Raw genomic sequence first — 19,763 nt, forward strand, 5'->3', positions numbered from 1 at the left:
TTTTCACCGTGCCCTGCCTCCCCTGCTGCTTCCCTTCGTGCTTCCCCTCGTCCTCCTGCTCGGCGCGCCGGCCGCCGCGCCGGTTCCGGCCGCCGCCGCGGCGCCGTGCAAGCCGGGCAGCGGCCCGAAGCTGGCCGGGCGCGACCTGCGCGACGCCGAGCTGCCCGCCGACCTGTCCTGCGCCGACCTGAGGAACGCCAAGCTCGACGGCCTGACCGTACGCAGCCCGCTGACCCGGGCCGACCTGCGCGGCGCGTCCCTGCGGGGCACCGACTTCCTGTCGCGGCCCCAGATGGAGGGGGCCGACTTCCGCGAGGCCGACCTCACCGAGGCGTCCTTCCCGTACGCGCGGGCGGCCGGGGCCGACTTCCGGGGCGCCAAGCTGGAGGACGCCTCGCTGTTCTACGCCGAGCTGGAGGGCGCCGACCTCAGCGGGGCCACGATGGTGCGGGCCAAGGCGTACCAGGGGCAGTTCGACGGGGCCAAGCTGGTCGGGACCGACCTGAGCGACGCCGACGTCTACTACGCCGACCTGCGCCGCGCCGACCTCACCGAGGCCCGGGCCGAGGGCGCCCGGCTGTACAACTCCACCATGATCGACACGGTGTTCCGCAAGGCGCACCTGGCGCGGGCCCGGCTCGACTCGGGCGCGCTGGCGGGCGCGGTGTTCGAGGGCGCCGACCTGACCGGGACCGAGCTGCGTACGGTCAGGGCGCGCGGGGCGTCCTTCCGCGACGCCACCATGACCGGCGCGGTCATGTCGGGGGCCGACCTGGCCGACGCGGTGTTCACCGGCGCCGAGCTGACCCGGGCCGACCTGCGCGAGGCGACCGGAGCCCGGCTGACCGGGAGCAAGGGGGTGCCCGCCGACCTGCCGGCGGTGACCGACAAGAACTGCGCGCCGGGCAGCGGGCAGAACTACGCGGGCCAGGACCTCACCGGGGTGACCGAGTGGCCGCGCGACCTCACCTGCGCCGACCTGAGCCGGGCCAAGCTCGACGGCGCCGACCTCGGCTCGGTGGTGCTGGACCGGGCGCTGCTGCGCGGCGCGTCGCTGAAGGGGGTGACCCTGCGCAGCGCGAAGGGGGCCGACCTGTCGGGCGCGAACCTGGGCCGGGCCAAGCTGAACTCGGCCGAGCTGACCGGGGCCAAGCTGGTGGGCGCCGACCTGCGTGACGTCGAGGCGTCCAGCCTCAAGGCCGAGGGCGCCGACTTCGGCCGCGCCCGGCTCGACCGGGCCGACCTGTCCCACGCGGAACTGCAGGACGCGGTGTTCCGCGGGGCCACGCTGATGGGGGCGGAGGTGTCCTCCGCCAAGCTGCGCGGGGCGACGTTCCAGGACGCCGACGTGACCGACCTGGCCGCCGACTACGCGCAGGACGCCGACTTCTCCGGGGCGAGCAGCCGCCTGGCGCCGGGCTGGATCGTCTTCTGGGCCGTGGTGGGCGCGCTCGCGGCGCTGACGGTCGTGGGCATCGGCCGCCGCCGCGTACGCAGGCGCAGGCAGGCGCGTGAGGCGGCCGAGCGCAGCGCGGCCGAGTTCGCCCGGCTCCGCGGCATCCGCGATGAGGAGATCACCCGTCTGGGCGAGGCCATCGACGCCTACGACGAGGAGACCCACGTCTCCCGCGAGGGCGACTCCGGCAGGCACGACGTCAGAGACTGGCACCTCGCGCTGGACGCGTACGAGGAGGCCAAGGCCGCGCTGGAGGCGGCGCGGTCGCGGGGCGACCTCGCGGTGGTCGCCAAGCTGGTCGAGAAGGGGCACTCCGCGCTGCGCCGCCTGCGCGAGCGCGGCCCCAAGGACGAGCTCACCTGACGGACGCGTGAGGAGGGGAGAGCCGGCGGTCGCAAGCCCGTATGACGGCTCACCCCTCCTCGCGCGGGTTCCGGGTTACTGGCCGGCCTTCTCCAGGGCGGTGCAGCAGGTGTCCACGATCAGCCGGGTCACGACGTACGGGTCGCAGTTGGCGTTCGGGCGGCGGTCCTCGATGTAGCCCTTCTTGTCCACCTCGACCTGCCACGGGATGCGCACCGAGGCGGCGCGGTTGGAGACGCCGTAGGAGTACTCGCTCCACGGGGCGGTCTCGTGCGAGCCGGTGAGGCGGTGCTCGATCTCGGCGCCGTAGCCCGCGATGTGCTCCTGGGCCTTCTCGCCCAGCGCCTCGCACGCGGTGATGATGGCGTCGTAGCCCTCGCGCATGGCCTTGGTGGAGAAGTTGGTGTGCGCGCCGGCGCCGTTCCAGTCGCCCTTGACCGGCTTGGGGTCGAGGGTGGCGGACACGCCGAAGTCCTCGGCGACGCGGTAGAGCAGCCAGCGGGCCACCCAGAGCTGGTCGGCGACCTCGACGGGGCCGACCGGGCCGACCTGGAACTCCCACTGGCCGGGCATGACCTCGGCGTTGATGCCGGAGATCGCCAGGCCGGCCTTCAGGCAGGCGTCGAGGTGGGCCTCGACGATCTCGCGGCCGAAGACCTCGTCGGCGCCGACGCCGCAGTAGTAGAAGCCCTGCGGGGCCGGGAAGCCGCCGGCCGGGAAGCCGAGCGGGCGGCCCTCCTTGAAGAAGGTGTACTCCTGCTCGATGCCGAAGATCGGCTCCTGGTCGGCGAACCTCTCCGCGACCGGGGTGAGGAGCGCGCGGGTGTTGGTCGGGTGCGGCGTCATGTCGGGCAGCAGCACCTCGCACATGACCAGCACGTTGTCGCCGCCGCGGATCGGGTCGGGGCAGGAGAAGACGGGCTTGAGCACGCAGTCGGACGAGGTGCCCGCGGCCTGGTTGGTGCTCGACCCGTCGAAGCCCCAGATCGGCAGCTCGGCGCCGTCGGCAAGGATCTTGGTCTTCGACCGGAGACGGGCCGTCGGCTCGGTGCCGTCGATCCAGATGTACTCGGCCTTATAGCTCACGTCGTGGTTCCCCTCAGACACTTCGTACGCCCTCAGCCGGTGCGTACGCCTCGTAGGTCGCGGCTCCGTCGCCACGCCGAGTGTGCCAATGGCCAATTTCGGAGCTGTTGCCCGAATGTAACCGCGATGTGAACGATGGACCTTTTTGCGCAGGTCAGCGCGCCCGCAACCGTCAGGCGGTGGGGATGTCGAGGGTCGGGACGGGGATCGAGAAGGAGTACGACGGCTCCGGCAGGTTGAAGGTCGGCTCGGGCAGGGAGGACTCGTTGAAGGCCGCGGCGCACCGCTCGTTGACGAAGGCCGAGATCTCGTCCGCGGCGTCGCCGGCGGAGACCAGCGCGGGCAGCCGCCGCCACGCCTCCACCACGATCTCGTGCTCCGCCGGGGAGAGCTGCTGCGGCGGCGCCTCGCTGAAGGGATGGTCGTCCTGCAGCAGCCGCAGCAGTTGCCCGAGGACGTTGGTCGTGCACGTACGCGCGCCCGTCGAGGTCGGCGTGGCCGCGACCGCCGGGGTGGGGGTCGGCGTCGGGGTGGCGGGGAGGATCGTGGCCTCGATGGGCCCTCTCGACCCGGTGCAGCCCGCGAGTGACACGACCGCGAGCGCGACGGCCACGCGGCGCAAGACGACGAACACCGAAGACTTCTCCTGCCGAAGAGGGGGCATGGATGACCACCCAAGCAGACACCCACCGCGTGCCCCCGGTCAAACCGGTTCAGGCCCGCCGCGGCGCGTCCAGAAGGCCCCGGGAACAGGCGCTGCGCGGGTTCAGCGCGGCCCTCGATCCGCCGCCACGGGCAACCCGCCCATCAGCTCCACGGTCTCGCCCCGCGCCCGCGCCGCCGCGCACGACCGCACCCGGTGCGCGCTCGGCGGGATCAGCCGCTCCGCCACGGCGTCGATCTCCACGAACGCGTAGCCCCGCAGCTCCTCGGCCTGCAACCGGATGCCCGCGACGTCCGCGGGCGACAGCACCCCGCCGTCGTACACGAAGGCCAGGCCCTCGCTGCGCTCGGCCCACGCCCCCACCCAGTCCACCGCCAGCAGCCGCCCCGGCGCCCGATCCAGCCCCAGCTCCTCCCGCACCTCCCGCGCCGCCCCGTCGCGGGGGCTCTCGTCCAGCTCCACCGTGCCGCCCGGGATCTCCCACGGCTCCTTGTAGACCGGATCGACCAGCAGCACCCGCCCGAGCCCGTCGAAGAACAACACCCCCGCCGACACCCTCTTGCGCGGCAACGCCCGATCCCACGCGGCGAGCTCCGCGTCGAACACATCCATGCCGCCGACCCTAACCGCCCTGCCGGACGCGCCTGTAGCGGTCCAGGAGCTCGATGAGTTCCCGCTTGAGCCCGCCCACGAAGCTCTGGGCCGGCATCGCGCGGAACTCGCTCTCGGCCACCCACAGCAGGGACGAGTGATTGGCCGAGGACGGGTGGTCGTCGCCCACCTTCCGGCACAGGAACCGGATTCCGGGAATGACGGGAGAGCCGGCCTCGCGGATCTCGTAGAAGCAGTGCAGGTCGGTCAGCACCTCCACGTCGATGTTCATCTCCGTGCGGAAATGCCGTTGCACGCCCTCGCCGAAGGTCTCGGAGTGCCGGAGCTGGCCGCCGCATCCTTCGAACCGCCCGGGAAACAGCTCCCGATCGGCCGACCTTTTCGCGAGAAGAAGGCGTATGCGCCCTTCGCCGTCCTCGGTGAAACAGGTGCCGGCCACGTGCACTTCCGGGGTCTCACGAAGTCGTTCGCGCGGCACGAACTGGGAGGCGATCTCGCCGCTGACCCATACGGCCACCTCGCCGATTCCGCGCAGCTTTCTGATCTGGGCGGTCAGGCCGCGCGCGTCGCGGGGCAACGCGGGGAAGTCGTCGCGGTCGATCACCACGCCGAAGGGCCGGGCCTCCCCGCACAGCCGGGAGCACTTGTTCAGGTTGTGGCCGGCCCAGTCGTCGCGTACGCGCAGGACCTTCCCGCGCACGATGCCCCAGCCCAGCCGCAGGTCGGCGGAGTGGCCCACGCGGCCGGCGAACTCCAGGCACAGCTTGGCGAAGTCGCGCTCGACCCGGCCGACGGTGGCCAGGATGCGCGCCAGCAGCGCCGTGACCTCGCGCTGGCTCTGGTCGGCGGGAAGTTCCTGGACCAGGAGGGCGCCGTCGCCGAGCGGCTTGAGGTGGTATGAGCCGTCCACGAAGCGCCTGCGCAGAATCGCCAGGAATCCGCTGATGAAGCTGTCCAGGTTGATGAAGACCTCGTTGGCCTCCGCCCACTTCGTGAACCCGCGTACGTCCACGAATATGACCACCGCACTGGTGTCCTCCGCCATACGGCAACCGTCTTCCGCGTACTCGGCCCGATCGTCGGCGTCCCCGATGTCCTGCATTTTCGGCAAGAAGTGCTTTCCCCGCTGATTCCCTTATGTCGCGGTATCCCGGCCGCTGCGTTCACTCCGCACGCGCCGATCGTTTCACGCGGACTTCCGGTAGTCACGAGTAGGCACGGATTCCGGCGCCGAAGTCACGCCTCGATATCAGTACGCGCACCGATACGCCCCGCTTGTGGGCACTCGGTTCTACTGGATTCCATGCAGGACCTGTCCGCCTTCCTGGCGGCGACACGTGAAGAGGTCGCGCGGGCCGACACCAAGGCCACCACGCTGCTGGCGATCACGGCCGTCGGGTTCGCCGCCTTCTCGGCCGCCGCCGCGGGCGCGGTCGCCGCGCCGGTGCAGGGCGTCGCCCGGTGGCTCACCGTCGCCGCGCTGGCCGCCGTCACGCTGGTCGTGGAACTGCTGCTGTGGGTGCTGCGGCCCCGGCTCGGCAACGACCTGTCCAGCAAGTACTACTTCGGGCACTGGCGCAGGTACCTCACCAGCCCCGACGAGCTCGCCGCCGAGCTGTCCGGGGAGATCGGCCAGGTCAAGTTGCTGATCCAGCTCAGCGACATCGCCTGGCGCAAGTTCCGCCTCATCCGGTTGTCCGTCGACCTGCTCGCGGTCGCGGTCCCCCTGATCTCCGCCGCCATCGCCATCACCCTCGTCACCGGCTGAGCCGGCGCTCGGGCCCTCAGGCGGCGGGGGAGCCGAGCAGGCGGGAGGCGGCCTCGCGTACGCCGGGGCCTATGGGGGTGGGCTGGAGGGTGGTGCGGTCGATCTTGACCTGGACGCGGCGGCCCTCGGCGTGGACGGTCGCGTGGTCCTCGGACAGGACCCTGAAGCCGTAGACCAGGCTGCTGCGGCCGATGTGGTCCAGCCAGAAGTGCACCGCCACCGGGCCGGGGCTGATGATCGGGGTGGTGTAGGTGATGGAGAACTCGCGCACCACGAAGAAGATGTCGGCGAAGTGCGGCCCGGCCGGGTCGAAGGGCCAGCCGTGGCGGGTCCAGAAGGCCGACAGCGCGCGTTCGAGCAGCAGGACGTAGCGGGAGTTGTGCACGACGCCCATGGCGTCGAGGTCGTCGAAGTGGATCTGGACGGGCTCGATGTGCCCGACCCGGGTGGCCGTGGTCACGTGGGGCTCACTCCTACAGGATCGTGGGGTCGGTGGCCAGCGCGCGCAGGCGGTCGAGCACGGCCCGGCGGGCGTAGCGGTAGCTGTCGGGATCGCGGAGCAGGTGGGCGTGGGTGACGACGGCGCTGCCGATGGCCTGGATCTCGAAGGCGAGCTGGCGCGGGTCGGCCTCGGGGCGCAGCTCGCCGATGACCACGGCCTCGCCCGCGAGCCGGACGATCATGTCCTTCCAGTCGTCCAGCGCGGCGGCGATGGCGTCGCGCACCGGGCCGGGGGAGTCCTCGAACTCGTGCTCGGTCGCCTTGAAGAAGCAGCCGCCGGGCAGGACGGCGTTCTCGTAGAAGGCCATGCGGTTGGCGTGCACCGCCCACAGCCTGCGCAGGCCCTTGGGCTCGCGCAGGGCCGGGGAGACGATCAGCTCCTCCCACTGGCGGCGGGCGTGGGCCACGATCGCGAGCTGCAGGCTCTCCTTGTCCGGCCAGTGCGCGAACAGCCCGGACTTGCTGACCCCGAGCGACTGCGCCAGCCGCGCCAGCGTCAGCCCGGCCAGCCCGTCCAGGGACGCGAGCGCGACCCCCGCGTCCAGCACCGCCCGGCGCGTCTTCTCCCCACGCGCGACCCTGCCGTCGACCGCCATGCCGCCAGGCTACAACAAAAAGACCGACCGGTCGTATTTATTGTTTGGGTCATGGGGCCGCGAAGGCGGTGGGGCCGGCCGTGCCGATGACGGCGTCTCTCTGGAGGACCAGCCACTGGCCGCAGATGCAGCGCACGTAGCGCACGGCGCCCTCGGAGCTGGGGTGGCAGGACGCGGGCGGGGTGAGAGGCCAGGCGCAGGCCGGGCATGAGGGCGGGTTGTCGGTCACCATCTCAGGGTGCTGTCATGGTCTAGTGCATTTCAACCCTTACGGTGGCGCGGCGGCGGAGATCGCCGCTGGGCTGGCCAACGCCGGGCCCGGCACCCGGCCCGAGGACCTGCACGGGCTGCTGCGGCCGGAGGTGTTCCGGGTGAGCGCGCCGATCACCCCCGAGGAGGTCGCCGAGCTGCTGCGCTGGGGGGCGCGGCTGCGGCCGGTGTTCGGGGAGCCCGACGTGGGGCGGCAGGTGGACCTGGTGAACGAGCTGCTGGTCGCGGCCGAGGTGACCCGGCCGTACATCTCGCGGCACGACGGGCGGCCCCCGCACATCCACTACGCCGGCGAGGACGCCGCGCTGGTGGAGCGGCTGAAGGCGTACACGGCCGCCGGGCTGGCCAACGCGGTCTGCCAGGACCCGGGGCGGCTCGGGCGCTGCGGACGGCCCGGATGCGGCATCGCGTACGTGGACACCTCGCGGAACGGGCGGCGGCGCTTTTGCTCCATCCGGTGCGCCAACAGGGTGCACGTGGCCGACCACCGGCGCAGAACCGCCTGAACACCGAGCTAAACCTGTCGTGACCCGCTCGATAGCCGATCGTTATCGCGCGGTAAGCAGAGTTACCGGATTTACCGATGTTTCCAGAGTTATGGTTGGGCCCTCTCCCGCGGTCTGCCGGCTTCCCCTCCGTACACCGGCAAGGCCGCGGGTTTCAATAGCAGCTCCCGAGCGCGCCCCCGTCCATGTCACCGGCGGGGGCGTTCGCCATTCAGCCCCCAATCCGGCGTAATGTGCGAGTTGTGGAGGTGGTCGCGATGGAGCTGTTCACCGGGTCGTACATCGGCGGAGTGTGGCGGGACCCTGCGGGCGGCGCGGTGCGCGACGTGCGCGATCCGGCTACCGGCGAGGTCGTGGCGCAGGTGGCGGTGGCCTCCGTGCGCGACTGCGTGGACGCCGTGGCCGCCGCAGAGGCCGCGTTCCCCGAGTGGCGCCGTACGCCCCCGCGCCGGCGCGGCGAGATCCTGCGCCGGGCGTTCGAGCTGATGATCGAGGAGCGGGAGCGGATCGCCGAGCTGATGGTGCGCGAGAACGGCAAGGTGATGGCCGACGCGCTGGCCGAGGCCGACTACGCCGCCGAGTTCCTGCGCTGGTTCTCCGAGGAGGCGGTGCGGGTCTTCGGCGACTTCCGGCAGGCGCCCGCGGGCGACAAGCGCATCCTGGTGACCCGGCAGCCGATCGGGGTCAGCCTGCTGATCACGCCGTGGAACTTCCCCGCCGCGATGGCCACCCGCAAGATCGGCCCGGCGCTCGCCGCGGGCTGCACGGTGGTGCTCAAGCCCGCCGGTGAGACCCCGCTGACCGCGCTGTACCTGGCCGACCTGCTGGAGCGCGCGGGCGTGCCCGCCGGGGTCGTCAACGTGGTGGTGCCCGAGCCGCCGGGCGAGGCCGTACGCGCGATGCTGCACCACCCGGCGGTGCGCAAGCTGTCGTTCACCGGCTCGACCGAGGTGGGCAGGCTGCTGCTGCGCGAGGCCGCCGACCAGGTGATCGACTGCTCGATGGAGCTGGGCGGCAACGCGCCGTTCATCGTGTTCGAGGACGCCGACATCGACGCCGCCGTGGCGGGCGCGATGGTGGCCAAGATGCGCAACGGCGGCGCGGCCTGCACCGCCGCCAACCGGTTCTACGTCGCCGAGGCCGTCCACGACGAGTTCGTGACCAAGCTGGCCGCCGCCATGGGCGGGCTGGGCCTGGGCCACGGCACCGACCCCGCCGGCAAGCTGGGCTCGCTGGTCTCGATCGCCGAGCGGGACAAGGTGGCCCGGAAGGTGGCCGACGCGGTCGCCGAGGGCGCCGTGGTCGAGGTCGGGGGCGAGGTGCCCGACCTGCCGGGCGCGTTCTACCCGGCGACCGTGCTCACCGGCGTGCGGCACGGCGACTCCATCACCACCTCCGAGATCTTCGGCCCGGTCGCGCCGATCGTGTCGTTCGGCCCCGGCGACGACGTGGTGGCCTGGGCGAACGACACCGAGCAGGGCCTGATCGCCTATGTCTACACCGGTGACCTCGCCCGCGGCATCGCGGTGGCCGAGCGGCTGGAGAGCGGCATGGTCGCGCTCAACCGCGGCGTCGCCTCCGACCCGGCCGCCCCGTTCGGGGGCGCGAAGCAGAGCGGGATCGGGCGCGAGGGCGCCGCGGAGGGCGTGCTGGAGTTCCTGGAGGAGAAGTACATCGCGCTGGAGATCCCCGAGCTGGGGTAGCGCCGCGGCCTACCCGACCATCGCCCGGATGACCTCTTCGGCGGTGATGCCCTTGGCGTCCAGGTGGCCGGTGGTGGCCATGTCGGCCAGGCCGTGGACGGCGCACAGCACGGCCATCTTCTCCGCCGGGGAGGCGGGCGCGCCGCCTTGCAGGCCGAGCAGTTCCATCGCCCCCTCGATGGCCCGCTCCAGCTCGGGGTGGGCGGCGGCCGGGATGTGGGAGGCGAACACGAGCCGGTACTCCTCGCGGTGCGCCATCGCGTACTCGACGTAGGCGGCGTACAGGGCGCGCAGCCGCGGCTTCTTCCCGGTCTCGCGCATCGCGGCGTCGGTGACGTGCCGGGTGAGGTCCAGGATGATCCGCGCGGCGAGCGCGGCGAGCAGCGCGTTCTTGTCGGCGAAGTGCCGGTACGGCGCGGTGCGCGACACGCCCGCGGCATCGCCGACGGCCCGCAGCGTCACCGCTTCGAGGCCGCCCTCGCGCAGCAGCCTGCGCGCGCTTTCGATCAGGCGGCTCCGTGTGTCGTCCATCGAGCCCGGCCACCTCCATGTCCACGATCCAGTTGACAACGTCAACGTACCTGGTTGACACTGTCAACATGAAGATCACGGTGAACGGCGTGCCGACCGTGCTCGACGGCGGCGAGGCGGACGGCGACGCGGCGGCGGTGGACGTCCTGCGCGACGGACTCGGGCTCACCGGCGCCAAGCCCGTCTGCCGCACCGGTGTGTGCGGCGCCTGCACCGTCCTGGTGGACGGCACGCCGCGGGTGAGCTGCCTGCTCCCCGCGACCGCGCTGGAAGAGCGCGAGATTGTCACGGCCGAAGGGCTGGATCACCCGGTGCAGCGCGCGTTCGCCGCGCACGACGGGCTCCAGTGCGGCTACTGCACGCCCGGCTTCGTGGTGGAGGCCGCGGCGTTCGTGGACCGGTGGCGGGCCCAGCACGGCGACGTGTCGCCGCCTCGCGAGGAGATCGCCGCGGCGATGGCGGGCCACCTGTGCCGGTGCGGGGCGTACCAGGGCATCTACGAGGCCATCGCGGCGACCTGCCGCGGCGAGCACGACGAGCCCGGCACGGCCCCGCCCCCGCGGACCGAGGCCATGGACAAGATCACCGGCCGGGCCCGCTACACCACCGACGTGCGCGTCGAGGGGACGCTGGAAGGCGTCATCGTACGCTCGGCCAAGGCGCACGCCCGGATCGGCGCGGTGCGCGCCCCCGAGGGCGTGAAGCTGGTGGACATGCTCCCGCCCGACCGCACCGTCCGGTACGCCGGCCAGCCCGTCGCGGCCCTGGCCGCGCCCACCCGGCGCGAGGCGCTGGCCCTGGCCGCCCAGGTGGAGATCGGCTACGTCGAGCTGCCCGCCGCGCTCACCGAGGGCCCCGACGCCCCGCCCGTGTACGACGAGCGCAGCAGGAAGAGCGCCCCCAGCTCCAGCGAGGGGCTGGGCTTCCCCGGCGGCTGGAACGGCCGCGAAGGCCCCAACGTACGCGGCCCGTTCGGCGCGGTGAGTCACCGCGGGCGCACCGCGCGGGCCCGGCTGGAGGCCGCCCACCTGCGCGGCGACCCCAACCTGATCACCGGCACGTACACCACCGCGGTCCAGGTGCACACGCCGCTGGAGCCGCACGCCTGCCTGGCCCGCTGGGACGAGCGCGGCGACCTGCACCTGCACGTGTCCACCCAGACCCTCGGCATGGTGGCCGAGAAGGCGGCCAAGCGCTGGCGGCTCGACCCGAGCCGGGTGCACGTGGCGGCCGAGCACGTCGGCGGCGGGTTCGGCGCCAAGAGCGGGCTGACCGCCGATGTCGTGGCCGCGGTCGAGCTGGCGCGGGCGTACGGCGCGCCGGTGCGGGTCGCGCTCAGCCGGGCCGAGGAGCTGACCGACGCGGGCAGCAGGCCGGGCACCCGCACCAAGATCGCGCTGCTCATGGACGGCGACGGCGACCTGGCCGCCCTGGAGCTGGACGTCTACGGCCGGGGCGGTGTCGCGATCGGCTCCGGCGTCGCGCTGCTGGCCCGCATGATGTACGGCACCGCGCCGCGCCGCCTGCGCGACTACGACGTGGTCACCAACGAGCCGCCCGGCACCCCGTTCCGCGGCCCCGGCGCGCCCCCGATGCACTGGGCGCTGGAGCAGGCCGTGGACGACGCCGCCCACGTGCGCGGCGAGGACCCGATCGCGCTGCGCCGCCGCTGGGACGGCAACCCCAAACGGCGCGCCCTGTACGACTGGGCCGCCGCGCTGCCCGTGTGGCGGGAGCGGCCCCGCACCGGCTCGCAGACCGGCAGGTTCCGCCGGGGCGTCGGCGTGGCCGCGGCCAACTGGCTCTACATCCTCGACCCCGGCGCGCGGGTGGAGCTGGAGGTGCAGGGCGACGTGGTGGTGGCCCGCACCGCGACCCAGGACATCGGCACCGGCATCCGCGGCGTCATCGCCGGGGTGCTGCGCGAGGAGCTGGGCCTGCCGCCGGAGCGGGTGCGCGTGGAGATCGGCCGCACCGGCACGGTGTACGGGCCGCCCGCGCTGGGCAGCCGCACCACGACCTCGGTGGTCTCGGCGCTGCACGACGCGGTGGCCAAGCTGCGCCGGGCCGGCCTCGCCGACGGACGCAAGGTGGTCGGCAAGCGGCGCGGCGACCGGCGCGGCTACCTCACCCTGATCCCGGTGGGCGGCATGGCCCTGGGCCGCGGGATGAGCGGCGCGGTGCACGTCACCGAGGTCGAGGTGGACACCCGGCTCGGCGTGGTGCGCCCGCTGCGCGTGTGGGGCGGCCTGGCGGTCGGCCGGGTGCACTCCGAGCGGATGGCGCGCAACCAGTGCGAGGGCGCCATCGTCCAGGGCATCGGCTACGCCCTGTACGAGGAGCGCCTGGTCGATCCGGTGACCGGCCACGTCATGACGGCGAGCCTGGAGGACTACCGCATCCCCGGCATCGGCGACGCGCCGGAGATGACGATCCACTTCCACCAGGACGGCTGGGACCACGTGCACGGCGGCGGGGTCGGCATCGGCGAGATCTCCACCGTCGGCGTGGCCGCGTCGATCGGCAACGCCGTGCACAACGCCACCGGCTGGCGCCCCCGCGACCTGCCCATCCGCCCCGACCGCGTGCTCGAAGGGATTCGCCGATGACCATGACGCTGGACGAGCTCACCGGGGCGGAGGGGGAGTTCCGCGCGGGCGGCACCGACCTGATGGCCCGGCCGGCGCGCGGGCCGCACATCGACCTGACCGGGGTCGCGGCCCTGGCCGGGGGGATCACCTGGCGGGCCGACGGCTCGGCCAGGATCGGCGCGCTGACCACGGTCGCGGTCCTGGCCCGGGACGAGCGGCTGGCGGCGGCGTACCCGTCGCTGGCGCGCACCGCGGCCGGGCTGGCCACCCCGCAGATCAGGGAGGCCGGCACCCTGGGCGGCAACCTGCTGCAGCGCAACCGGTGCCCGTACTTCCGCAGCCCGGCCTTCACCTGCCACCAGAAGGGCGGCACGTCCTGCCCGGCCCGCGACGGCATCGGGCTGCACGCCACGGTGATCGAGTCGGGGCCGTGCATCGCGCCGCACCCGTCGTCGCTGGCCATGGCCCTGCTCGGGTACGAGGCCCAGGTGGAGGTGCACGGGCGCGGGCTGGTGCCGGTGGGGGAGCTGTACTCCGACGATCCGGCGCGGGACCACCTGCTCGGCCCGGGAGAGGTGCTGGTCGCGGTGGAGCTGCCGCCGCCGCTGCCGGGCGAGCGGGGCGCGTACAAGCGGGCGATCGGGCGGGCGGAGGCCGAGTGGCCGCTGGCCGAGGCGACCGCGCGGGTGGTGGTCGAGGACGGCGCGATCGTGTTCGCCACGGTCGCGGTGGGCGGCGTCGCGCGGACGCCGCTGCGGCTGCCGGAGGTCGAGGAGGCCCTGGTCGGCGGGGAGAGCCTGGAGCGTGCCGCGGATCTGGCGGCGCGGCGGTGCGCGCCCGGCGGGCCGGCGGCGTACAAGGCGGCGCTGCTGACCGGGACGGTGCTGGAGGTCCTGGAGCGGTGTACGGCCGACTAGGTCGATTTACCCGACTTGCCGCTCAAGAGCGGCAGGTCGGGATTTCGTCGCCATTGTTGTATTTAATGGTCTCGCCGTCGCGCATCTCCAGATAATACGCCGAGACCCAGACCTCGCCGATCTTCTCCCGGTCGAGCAGGAGCCACCAGTGCTCGGGCCCCTTCGGCCCTTCGAATTCGCGTCCCCGTATTTTGCAGCGCACGTGGTGCACGCCGCTGTAAACCGTGCCGGCGAGGCAGTCCTTGCAGTCGGGCCGGGTGTAGGCCACCGGCGAGCCCGCGATCGTCACCTCACCGTAGGCCGGCGTGATCGTGGCGGAACCCGTGCTGGTCGCGGTGGGGGTGGCGGCCTTCTGGCCGGAGAACGCGATGACCGCCGAGATCACCGTCGCCACCCCCGCGACGATCGCGGACAGGAGGGTCTGCCATCCTTTAAGCTCTTTCAGGGTTGATCCGACGCCGGGTTTTTGGTTGGAGTTGTTCGGTTTCTCCCTGCGTAGTTTCATGGTATTTCGATGGTACCCATTTTCGCCGTCCGTAATGGATGGCCATCGTGTGGGCGGGGTACCTGTACATTATGACCGCCAATATGCAAATATTTCCCGCAGCAGGACCGTCGCTGGTCGCCGTCGAGGGCGGCCACCGCGAGATGGGGGCCATGCTCGGCCGCCAGACCCGCGACCTCGTCGTCCGGAGCCTGGACGTCTACTACCGCCGCTTCCGCGACCAGGCCGGGCTGAGCGAGGCCGACGTGATGCGCTGGGGCTCGGTCTTCCTCGGCGTGGCCCGCGAGTACCACCCCGGCATCGCCGCCATGCTCAAAGGGCTCGCCGAGGGCGCGGGGCAGCGGGCCGAGCACATCGCCGCGCTCAACGCCCGTACCGAGCTGCTGTACGGCACCGGCTACCGCGAGGAGGGCTGCACCTCCCTGGCCGTGCTCCCCGGCCACACGGCCGACGGGCACGCGCTGCTCGCGCAGAACTGGGACTGGCACCCCGAGCAGGCGCCGGTCACGTTCCTGCTGGCCACCCGCGACCCCGAGGGCTTCACCGTGCTCACCCTGGCCGAGGCCGGCATGCTGGCCAAGAGCGGCCTCAACTCCGCCGGGCTCGGCGTGTGCGCCAACCTGCTGGTCTCCGACCGCGACCGGGGCGGGCGCGGCGTGCCGTACCACTTCCTGCTGCGCGGGGTGCTGGAGTCGCCGCGGATGAGCGTCGCGCTGCGCCGCACGCTCGACGTCACCCGCGTCTCCTCCGGCAACCTGCTGATCGGTGACGCCGGGGGCGAGGCCATCGACCTGGAGGTCGCGCCCGGCGTCTTCGGCCACCTGCTGCCCGAGGGTGGCCTGCTGGCGCACTCCAACCACTTCCAGTGCCCGCTCCCGCTGCGCGATGAGAAGGTGCGCAGCTCGGCGCTGACCCTGCTGCGCGCCGTCCGCGTACGCCACCTGCTCCAGGACGCCGCGGCCGCCCGCGCGGTGACCACCACCGACATCGTGGCGGCGCTGCGCGACCACTACTCCCACCCCGACGGCGTGTGCCGGCACCGCGACCCCGAGACCTCCGAGTCGGAGGCGTGCGTGTCGGTCTACTCGATCGTGATGGACCTCACCGCCCGCGAGCTGTTCATCGCCGGCCACCCGGTCTGCGGCCAGGCGTACGCGCGGTGGCGGCTCGACGACCTCTTCACCGAGGGCCACGAGCCCGAGGTGTGCTTCGCGCCGGCCGCCGACGGGCGGCGGATCGACGGGAACGTACGCCCGCATACGCTCCCGGTATGACGACCGTGGCCCGCCCGGCGGCCACTCTGTAAGGATGAACACGGTGAAGACGACCGGCCGGCAGCAGGTGGGCGACGCGGTGCTCGCGCTCGTCCTGACCGCGCTCGCCCTGGTCGTCACCGGCGCCGGCGCCGCCTACTACGCGGCGCCGGGCCAGCGGCTCGACATGCTCGGCGGCGCCTTCGTCGCGGCGACGGGCCTGGCCCTCGCGGTACGCCGCAGGTGGCCGGCTGCCGTGCTCGCGGTCGCCACCGTGAGCACGGCGGCGTACCTGGTGCTCGGCTACCCCTACGGCCTGATCATGGTCTGCTTCCTGGTGGCCGTCTACACAGCGGCGCGGCACCTGCCGCCGGCCCGGTCGGTGCCGCTCGCGGTGGCCGCGCTCGTCCTGCTGCTGGCGCACATCTTCACCAACGACGCCGCGCTGCCCGGTGCGCTCGGCCTGATCCCCGCCTCGGCCTGGGTGATCGTGCCGCTGTCGGCCGGGATCACGGTGCGCGTGGTCCGCGAGTCGGCCGCGCGCGAACGCGCCGAGACGATCCGCCGCCGCGTGGACGGCGAGCGGCTGCGCGTCGCCCAGGAGGTGCACGACATCGTCGGGCACGGCCTGGCCGCGATCAAGATGCAGGCCGACGTGGCCTTGCACCTGCTGGCCAGGAAGCCCGAGCAGGCCCGCGTCGCGCTGGAGGCCATCAGCCGCACCAGCGGCACGGCCCTGGACGAGCTGCGCGCCACGCTCGCCGCCGTACGCGAGAACGACACCGTGCGCTCCCCGGCGGCGAGCCTGTCCCGCCTGGACGAGCTGCGGCAGCGGATGAGCGAGGCCGGGGTCCAGGTGCGGCTGGAGCGCAGCGGCACGCCACGCCCGCTGCCCGAGGCCGTCGATCTGACCGGCTACCGCGTGGTGCAGGAGTCGCTGACCAACGTGCTGCGCCACGGCGGCGCCGGCCAGGCCACGGTCAGCGTGCGCTACGCGCCCGACGCCGTGATCCTGGCGATCACCAACCCGGTGGCCGGCGAGCCCGCCCGCGGGGGCGGGCTCGGCATCCCCGGCATGCGCGACCGGGTGCTCGCCCTGGGCGGCGAGTTCTCCGCCGGCCCCGCCCCCGGCGACCGCTTCGAGGTGCACGCCAGTCTTCCGATCGGAGGCCACCCGTGATCAGCGTGCTGATCGTCGACGACCAGGACCTCGTCCGCCTCGGCCTGCGCACCCTGGTCGAGAGCGAGGACGACCTGGCCTTCGCCGGAGAGGCGGCCGACGGCCTCGCCGCCGTCCAGCGGGCCCGCGAGCTGCGCCCGGACGTCGTGCACATCACCGAGCTAGGCGTGATCATGGGACTGACCTGCGGTTTCATCCCTACGCGGCGGCGGTTTCGCCGTCTTGGCCCGTGGCTGGCCCGTGGATTTCCAGCGCATTCACGCTGGTCAGAGCCTTGATCGACGAGCCGGAGGAGCGGCCCCACACCGCGTCCATCTTGGCGTTGGCGGCATCGCGCCCATTGTCCACCCAGTGCGCGTAGGTGGTGAGCAGGACCCGGATGCTGTGCCCTAGCCGCTTGGCGATCTCGGCAGGGTCCAGGCCCGCCTGAAGCTGGAGCGAGGCGTTGGCGTGCCGCAGGTCATAGGGCCGCTTGGCCACCGGAGACGCCGCCTCAGACGGGGTAAGGGCGAGCTTGCGCGCCTTGGCCCAGCAGCGCCGATACTGACGATCCCCGATGATCTCCTGTCCAGGACCGTCATAGAACAGCCGCCCGTCCGCAGCAGGAGGAAAGGCCGCCATGTGCTCGCGCAGGATACCCACCAGCGCCGGGGGAATCGGCACGACGCGCACCGCCTTGACCGCCCGGTGCTTGAGCCCCCGCTGATCTTGAAGGGTGCCGTCATCGGTCCACAACTCGCCCGCCTCAGTGGCCGAGCCCGTCAGGGTCAGCGTGCCCCACCCCACGTCAGGCAGATCACAGTTGTCCGCCCGTAGCGCCTTGACCTCACCAGGACGCATCCCGGCGTAGAACATGCAGGCGAAGAACGCATACAGGTGCGGCCCACGGTTGGGAGCCGACCCGTAGGCGGGCAGGTCCCGCACCTGGGCCAAGATGCGTTCCGCCTGTTCCACCGACGGCACCTCCACCGGGCTCACCTCACAATCGGCGAAGCTACGGCGAGTCAGCCGGATACCGGTCAGCGGGTTGGTAGCGATGATCTTCCGCGTCACCGCGTACGCCAGCGCCGCATGCAACGCCGAGCGACGGTTACCGAGCGTGGAATGCGCGGCAGGCTTGCCGTTGACGAGCTTGGTCAACTTGGCCAGCGCTTCCTTGACGTGTTCGGCATCCCCGAGCGAGGCCACCGGCCGGGTATGCGCGGCCAGCCACGCCAGCGCCGAGGCGATCTCATCCGGGGAAGTCTCGGCGCGGCCAGGCCGGAAGGCCCACTTGATCAGCGCTTCCCGAAGGACCGCGTCCGGCGGGCGGGTCCGGCGTGCCTTGGCCGACTCATCCAGCATGCACAACAGCGTGATCTCTGCCAGGCGTTCGGCACGGGAGCGACGCGAGTTCGGGGCCAGGTGATCCCATTCCGCCCGCGCCCACGTCACGCAGTGAGAGAACCAGTCCGCTTGCGCCCGCCCCCACGACGCAGGCTCGCCCGTGGCCGGGTCCCACTCCGTTGCCGGGTCCTTGGCCGCCCGCAGCAACTTGGACTGATGAGCCTGCGCCAGCGCCTTTGTGGTGAAGCTGAGAGAGTGCGCTGTGGTCCCCACCCGCCAGCGCAGCTCATAGGGCCGCTTCCGGCCCGCCCGGTTACGGATCTTCCAGAACTGAACGTCCATCCGGCCCGCGTTGTCTTCCACCGAAGATCCCTTTCGTCGCCTATTCCGCTTGCCTTTCCTGCATCCATTCTATTAAATCCGAGCGCCTTATACGACGCTCCCCGCAAGGCGGCCGGATCGATTTCAGGACCCGCCCAGCGTTCGCCCACGCACATTGATCTAGGAACCCGCAGGTAGACCCCGACATCTGCCGCCATCCTGAATTCGCCTCTACGCATAACTCACACCCTTTCCAACGAAGCTGAAACCGGTTCATAAAATCGCGATGACCGGCCCCCGGAAACGCGAACACCCGCCCACAACAAAAGGCCCCCAGGTGCGGCCAGGAAACCACTTCACGCGCCCCTGACCCACCCAGCACCCACACGCCCCCCAGCCCCGCACCCCACCAAGATCAATCCCTGCGCGCCCGGCATCGGCCCGCCCACCCACCCAGGGGTCCGCCGTGGCCGATCTCCGCACATAACGCCAGGTCGAATCACCCACAAGAGCATTGGCGGAGCCTTCGGCACGCTCTCTATTCCGGCGACCCTCACCGCACACCCCGGCCACCGACCCGCATCCCACGACCCCTACTCACTCACATCGAAGCCCCGCCGACCGCTTCGACCGCTTCAAGATCACGATGAGCGATGCCCAAGACGATGACGATCCAACACTCTTGACGGTTTCGTCACCCTGCACATCCGATGCGTTCAAATCTTCTTTACTGAATCAAGGCGGCAGCGCTCCGCGCCGCCGCACGGCGGGGAGACGCCCGCACGAACCGGATCGGCCAGCGGCCCGGGCATGCGGCCTGGGGGCCGGTCCCGGCCCGCGCCGCCCGGCCCGCACGGGCGCAACCCCGCCGCCCGCCAACCGGACCCGCCGCCGACCCAGCCCCACCCGCCGACCATGGACGCGCCGCCGCCCCACATGATCATTCTCAATGCGCTGTCACTCCAAGGCCCCCGCGCTATCCTGACGTCATACCGACGCGAAGGGTGATCATGGAGCGCGACCACGACGTCACCGGGTGGACCTTCCTCACCCGTCACGCCCGCGCCCTGATCCTGATCCACCATGATCCACACATCCGCATCCGTGATCTCGCCGCCGCCATGGGCACCACCGAGCGCACCGCCCACGCCATCGTCACCGACCTCGCCACAGACGGCTACCTCACCCGCCTGCCCACCGGACGGCGCACCACATACGTGATCGACCCCACCAAGAGCCTGCGCTACCCCCCAGCCGACCCGCTTCCCATCAGCGCCCTACTGGATGCGTTCACCACCACGCCATCCCAGGCCATCACTCCGGCCGCGAACCCGAGCACGCCCTAGACGACGGCCCACCTTCCGAGCAGGACGCATTGCGCCGCGACGGCCGTTATGCCCCTTCCGGTGGCGCCGGCTGAACTGCTTCGCAGCCCTACGGGTGGACCTTCGGCCCATTCAGCCGGCCCCACCTCCCCGCCGCACACCAACCATGGCCCAGTACCCTGCATCCCCTGACCGAGCCACAGTTCGTCGCCACGGCCCTGACTTGCCCGCTTACGTGCGGCTGTACGTCCTCACCGGCGACGTGTCCGCCACAGACTCACCGCCACCC

General features: G+C 72.1%; 20 protein-coding genes. 10 read left to right on the forward strand and 10 right to left on the reverse strand.

Annotation, left to right across the window (positions count from 1 at the left end; translation table 11 throughout):
* The first annotated feature begins 37 nt into the window (after nucleotides 1-37).
* Nucleotides 38-1,819, forward strand: a complete 1,782-nt coding sequence (locus HNP84_RS03370; protein WP_185047795.1) for a pentapeptide repeat-containing protein — start codon at nucleotides 38-40, stop codon at nucleotides 1,817-1,819.
* Nucleotides 1,820-1,894: 75 nt separating this feature from the next.
* Here HNP84_RS03370 and glnII read toward each other — a convergent pair whose 3' ends face one another.
* From glnII to HNP84_RS03390, 4 genes are all read right to left on the reverse strand, one after another.
* Nucleotides 1,895-2,905, reverse strand: coding sequence for a glutamine synthetase (gene glnII, locus HNP84_RS03375; protein WP_185047796.1), 1,011 nt, complete (start codon nucleotides 2,903-2,905; stop codon nucleotides 1,895-1,897).
* 172 nt (nucleotides 2,906-3,077) lie between these two features.
* Nucleotides 3,078-3,539, reverse strand: coding sequence for a hypothetical protein (locus tag HNP84_RS03380; protein WP_185047797.1), 462 nt, complete (start codon nucleotides 3,537-3,539; stop codon nucleotides 3,078-3,080).
* 132 nt (nucleotides 3,540-3,671) lie between these two features.
* Nucleotides 3,672-4,181 carry an NUDIX domain-containing protein gene (locus tag HNP84_RS03385; RefSeq protein WP_185047798.1) on the reverse strand — a complete coding sequence of 170 codons (510 nt, stop codon included), beginning with the start codon at nucleotides 4,179-4,181 and terminating at the stop codon, nucleotides 3,672-3,674.
* A gap of 10 nt (nucleotides 4,182-4,191) precedes the next feature.
* A complete protein-coding gene (locus HNP84_RS03390; protein ID WP_185047799.1) occupies nucleotides 4,192-5,226 on the reverse strand; it encodes an NUDIX domain-containing protein in 1,035 nt (344 codons plus the stop codon).
* Nucleotides 5,227-5,484: 258 nt separating this feature from the next.
* On the opposite strand from HNP84_RS03390, the gene HNP84_RS03395 reads away from it, so the two are divergent.
* On the forward strand, nucleotides 5,485-5,949 hold the full coding sequence (locus HNP84_RS03395) for a Pycsar system effector family protein (protein ID WP_185047800.1): 465 nt from the start codon (nucleotides 5,485-5,487) through the stop codon (nucleotides 5,947-5,949).
* A 16-nt stretch (nucleotides 5,950-5,965) separates the two neighbouring features.
* On the opposite strand, the gene HNP84_RS03400 is transcribed toward HNP84_RS03395, so the two are convergent.
* Genes HNP84_RS03400 through HNP84_RS03410 form a run of 3 tightly spaced genes read right to left on the reverse strand, consistent with a single transcriptional unit; the run spans nucleotide 5,966 to nucleotide 7,278 of the window.
* A complete protein-coding gene (locus HNP84_RS03400) occupies nucleotides 5,966-6,409 on the reverse strand; it encodes an acyl-CoA thioesterase (RefSeq protein WP_312923540.1) in 444 nt (147 codons plus the stop codon).
* A gap of 13 nt (nucleotides 6,410-6,422) precedes the next feature.
* On the reverse strand, nucleotides 6,423-7,046 hold the full coding sequence (locus tag HNP84_RS03405; RefSeq protein WP_185047801.1) for a TetR/AcrR family transcriptional regulator: 624 nt from the start codon (nucleotides 7,044-7,046) through the stop codon (nucleotides 6,423-6,425).
* 49 nt (nucleotides 7,047-7,095) lie between these two features.
* Nucleotides 7,096-7,278 (reverse strand): hypothetical protein, encoded by a 183-nt coding sequence (locus HNP84_RS03410; RefSeq protein WP_185047802.1) that lies wholly within the window; start codon nucleotides 7,276-7,278, stop codon nucleotides 7,096-7,098.
* 22 nt (nucleotides 7,279-7,300) lie between these two features.
* On the opposite strand from HNP84_RS03410, the gene HNP84_RS03415 reads away from it, so the two are divergent.
* Together HNP84_RS03415 and HNP84_RS03420 are read left to right on the forward strand one after the other, a co-directional pair.
* Nucleotides 7,301-7,822 (forward strand): CGNR zinc finger domain-containing protein, encoded by a 522-nt coding sequence (locus tag HNP84_RS03415; protein ID WP_185047803.1) that lies wholly within the window; start codon nucleotides 7,301-7,303, stop codon nucleotides 7,820-7,822.
* Nucleotides 7,823-8,007: 185 nt separating this feature from the next.
* On the forward strand, nucleotides 8,008-9,525 hold the full coding sequence (locus HNP84_RS03420) for an NAD-dependent succinate-semialdehyde dehydrogenase (protein WP_376771814.1): 1,518 nt from the start codon (nucleotides 8,008-8,010) through the stop codon (nucleotides 9,523-9,525).
* Between the two features lie 9 nt (nucleotides 9,526-9,534).
* Here HNP84_RS03420 and HNP84_RS03425 read toward each other — a convergent pair whose 3' ends face one another.
* Nucleotides 9,535-10,056 (reverse strand): TetR/AcrR family transcriptional regulator, encoded by a 522-nt coding sequence (locus HNP84_RS03425; protein WP_185047804.1) that lies wholly within the window; start codon nucleotides 10,054-10,056, stop codon nucleotides 9,535-9,537.
* Between the two features lie 68 nt (nucleotides 10,057-10,124).
* On the opposite strand from HNP84_RS03425, the gene HNP84_RS03430 reads away from it, so the two are divergent.
* Nucleotides 10,125-12,665 (forward strand): molybdopterin-dependent oxidoreductase, encoded by a 2,541-nt coding sequence (locus HNP84_RS03430; protein ID WP_185047805.1) that lies wholly within the window; start codon nucleotides 10,125-10,127, stop codon nucleotides 12,663-12,665.
* A complete protein-coding gene (locus HNP84_RS03435) occupies nucleotides 12,662-13,564 on the forward strand; it encodes an FAD binding domain-containing protein (RefSeq protein WP_185047806.1) in 903 nt (300 codons plus the stop codon). The genes HNP84_RS03430 and HNP84_RS03435 overlap by 4 nt, the downstream gene beginning before the upstream one ends.
* 22 nt (nucleotides 13,565-13,586) lie before the next feature.
* Here the strand turns inward: HNP84_RS03435 and HNP84_RS03440 are convergent, their stop codons facing one another.
* The gene (locus tag HNP84_RS03440) at nucleotides 13,587-14,069 is read right to left on the reverse strand and encodes a hypothetical protein (RefSeq protein ID WP_185047807.1); all 483 of its coding nucleotides are present in this window, start codon (nucleotides 14,067-14,069) and stop codon (nucleotides 13,587-13,589) included.
* Between the two features lie 83 nt (nucleotides 14,070-14,152).
* Here HNP84_RS03440 and HNP84_RS03445 point away from each other — a divergent pair, with 83 nt between their 5' ends.
* From HNP84_RS03445 to HNP84_RS50950, 3 genes are read left to right on the forward strand one after another with little or no spacing between them, the layout of a single operon-like run.
* Entirely contained in the window at nucleotides 14,153-15,343 is a 1,191-nt protein-coding gene (locus tag HNP84_RS03445) for a C45 family autoproteolytic acyltransferase/hydrolase (RefSeq protein ID WP_185047808.1), read from the forward strand.
* 34 nt (nucleotides 15,344-15,377) lie between these two features.
* Nucleotides 15,378-16,502, forward strand: a complete 1,125-nt coding sequence (locus HNP84_RS03450; RefSeq protein ID WP_185047809.1) for a sensor histidine kinase — start codon at nucleotides 15,378-15,380, stop codon at nucleotides 16,500-16,502.
* Complete coding sequence (locus HNP84_RS50950) at nucleotides 16,499-16,780, forward strand: response regulator (protein WP_221335752.1); 282 nt, start codon at nucleotides 16,499-16,501, stop codon at nucleotides 16,778-16,780. The genes HNP84_RS03450 and HNP84_RS50950 overlap by 4 nt, the downstream gene beginning before the upstream one ends.
* Here the strand turns inward: HNP84_RS50950 and HNP84_RS03460 are convergent.
* A complete protein-coding gene (locus HNP84_RS03460) occupies nucleotides 16,701-18,191 on the reverse strand; it encodes a tyrosine-type recombinase/integrase (RefSeq protein WP_185047810.1) in 1,491 nt (496 codons plus the stop codon). The two genes, HNP84_RS50950 and HNP84_RS03460, sit on opposite strands and share 80 nt — an antisense overlap.
* 968 nt (nucleotides 18,192-19,159) lie before the next feature.
* Here HNP84_RS03460 and HNP84_RS03465 point away from each other — a divergent pair.
* Nucleotides 19,160-19,495, forward strand: a complete 336-nt coding sequence (locus HNP84_RS03465) for a helix-turn-helix transcriptional regulator (RefSeq protein WP_185047811.1) — start codon at nucleotides 19,160-19,162, stop codon at nucleotides 19,493-19,495.
* Nucleotides 19,496-19,763: the final 268 nt, after the last annotated feature.

Source organism: Thermocatellispora tengchongensis (assembly GCF_014202315.1).
Classification (GTDB): Bacteria; Actinomycetota; Actinomycetes; order Streptosporangiales; family Streptosporangiaceae; genus Thermocatellispora; species Thermocatellispora tengchongensis.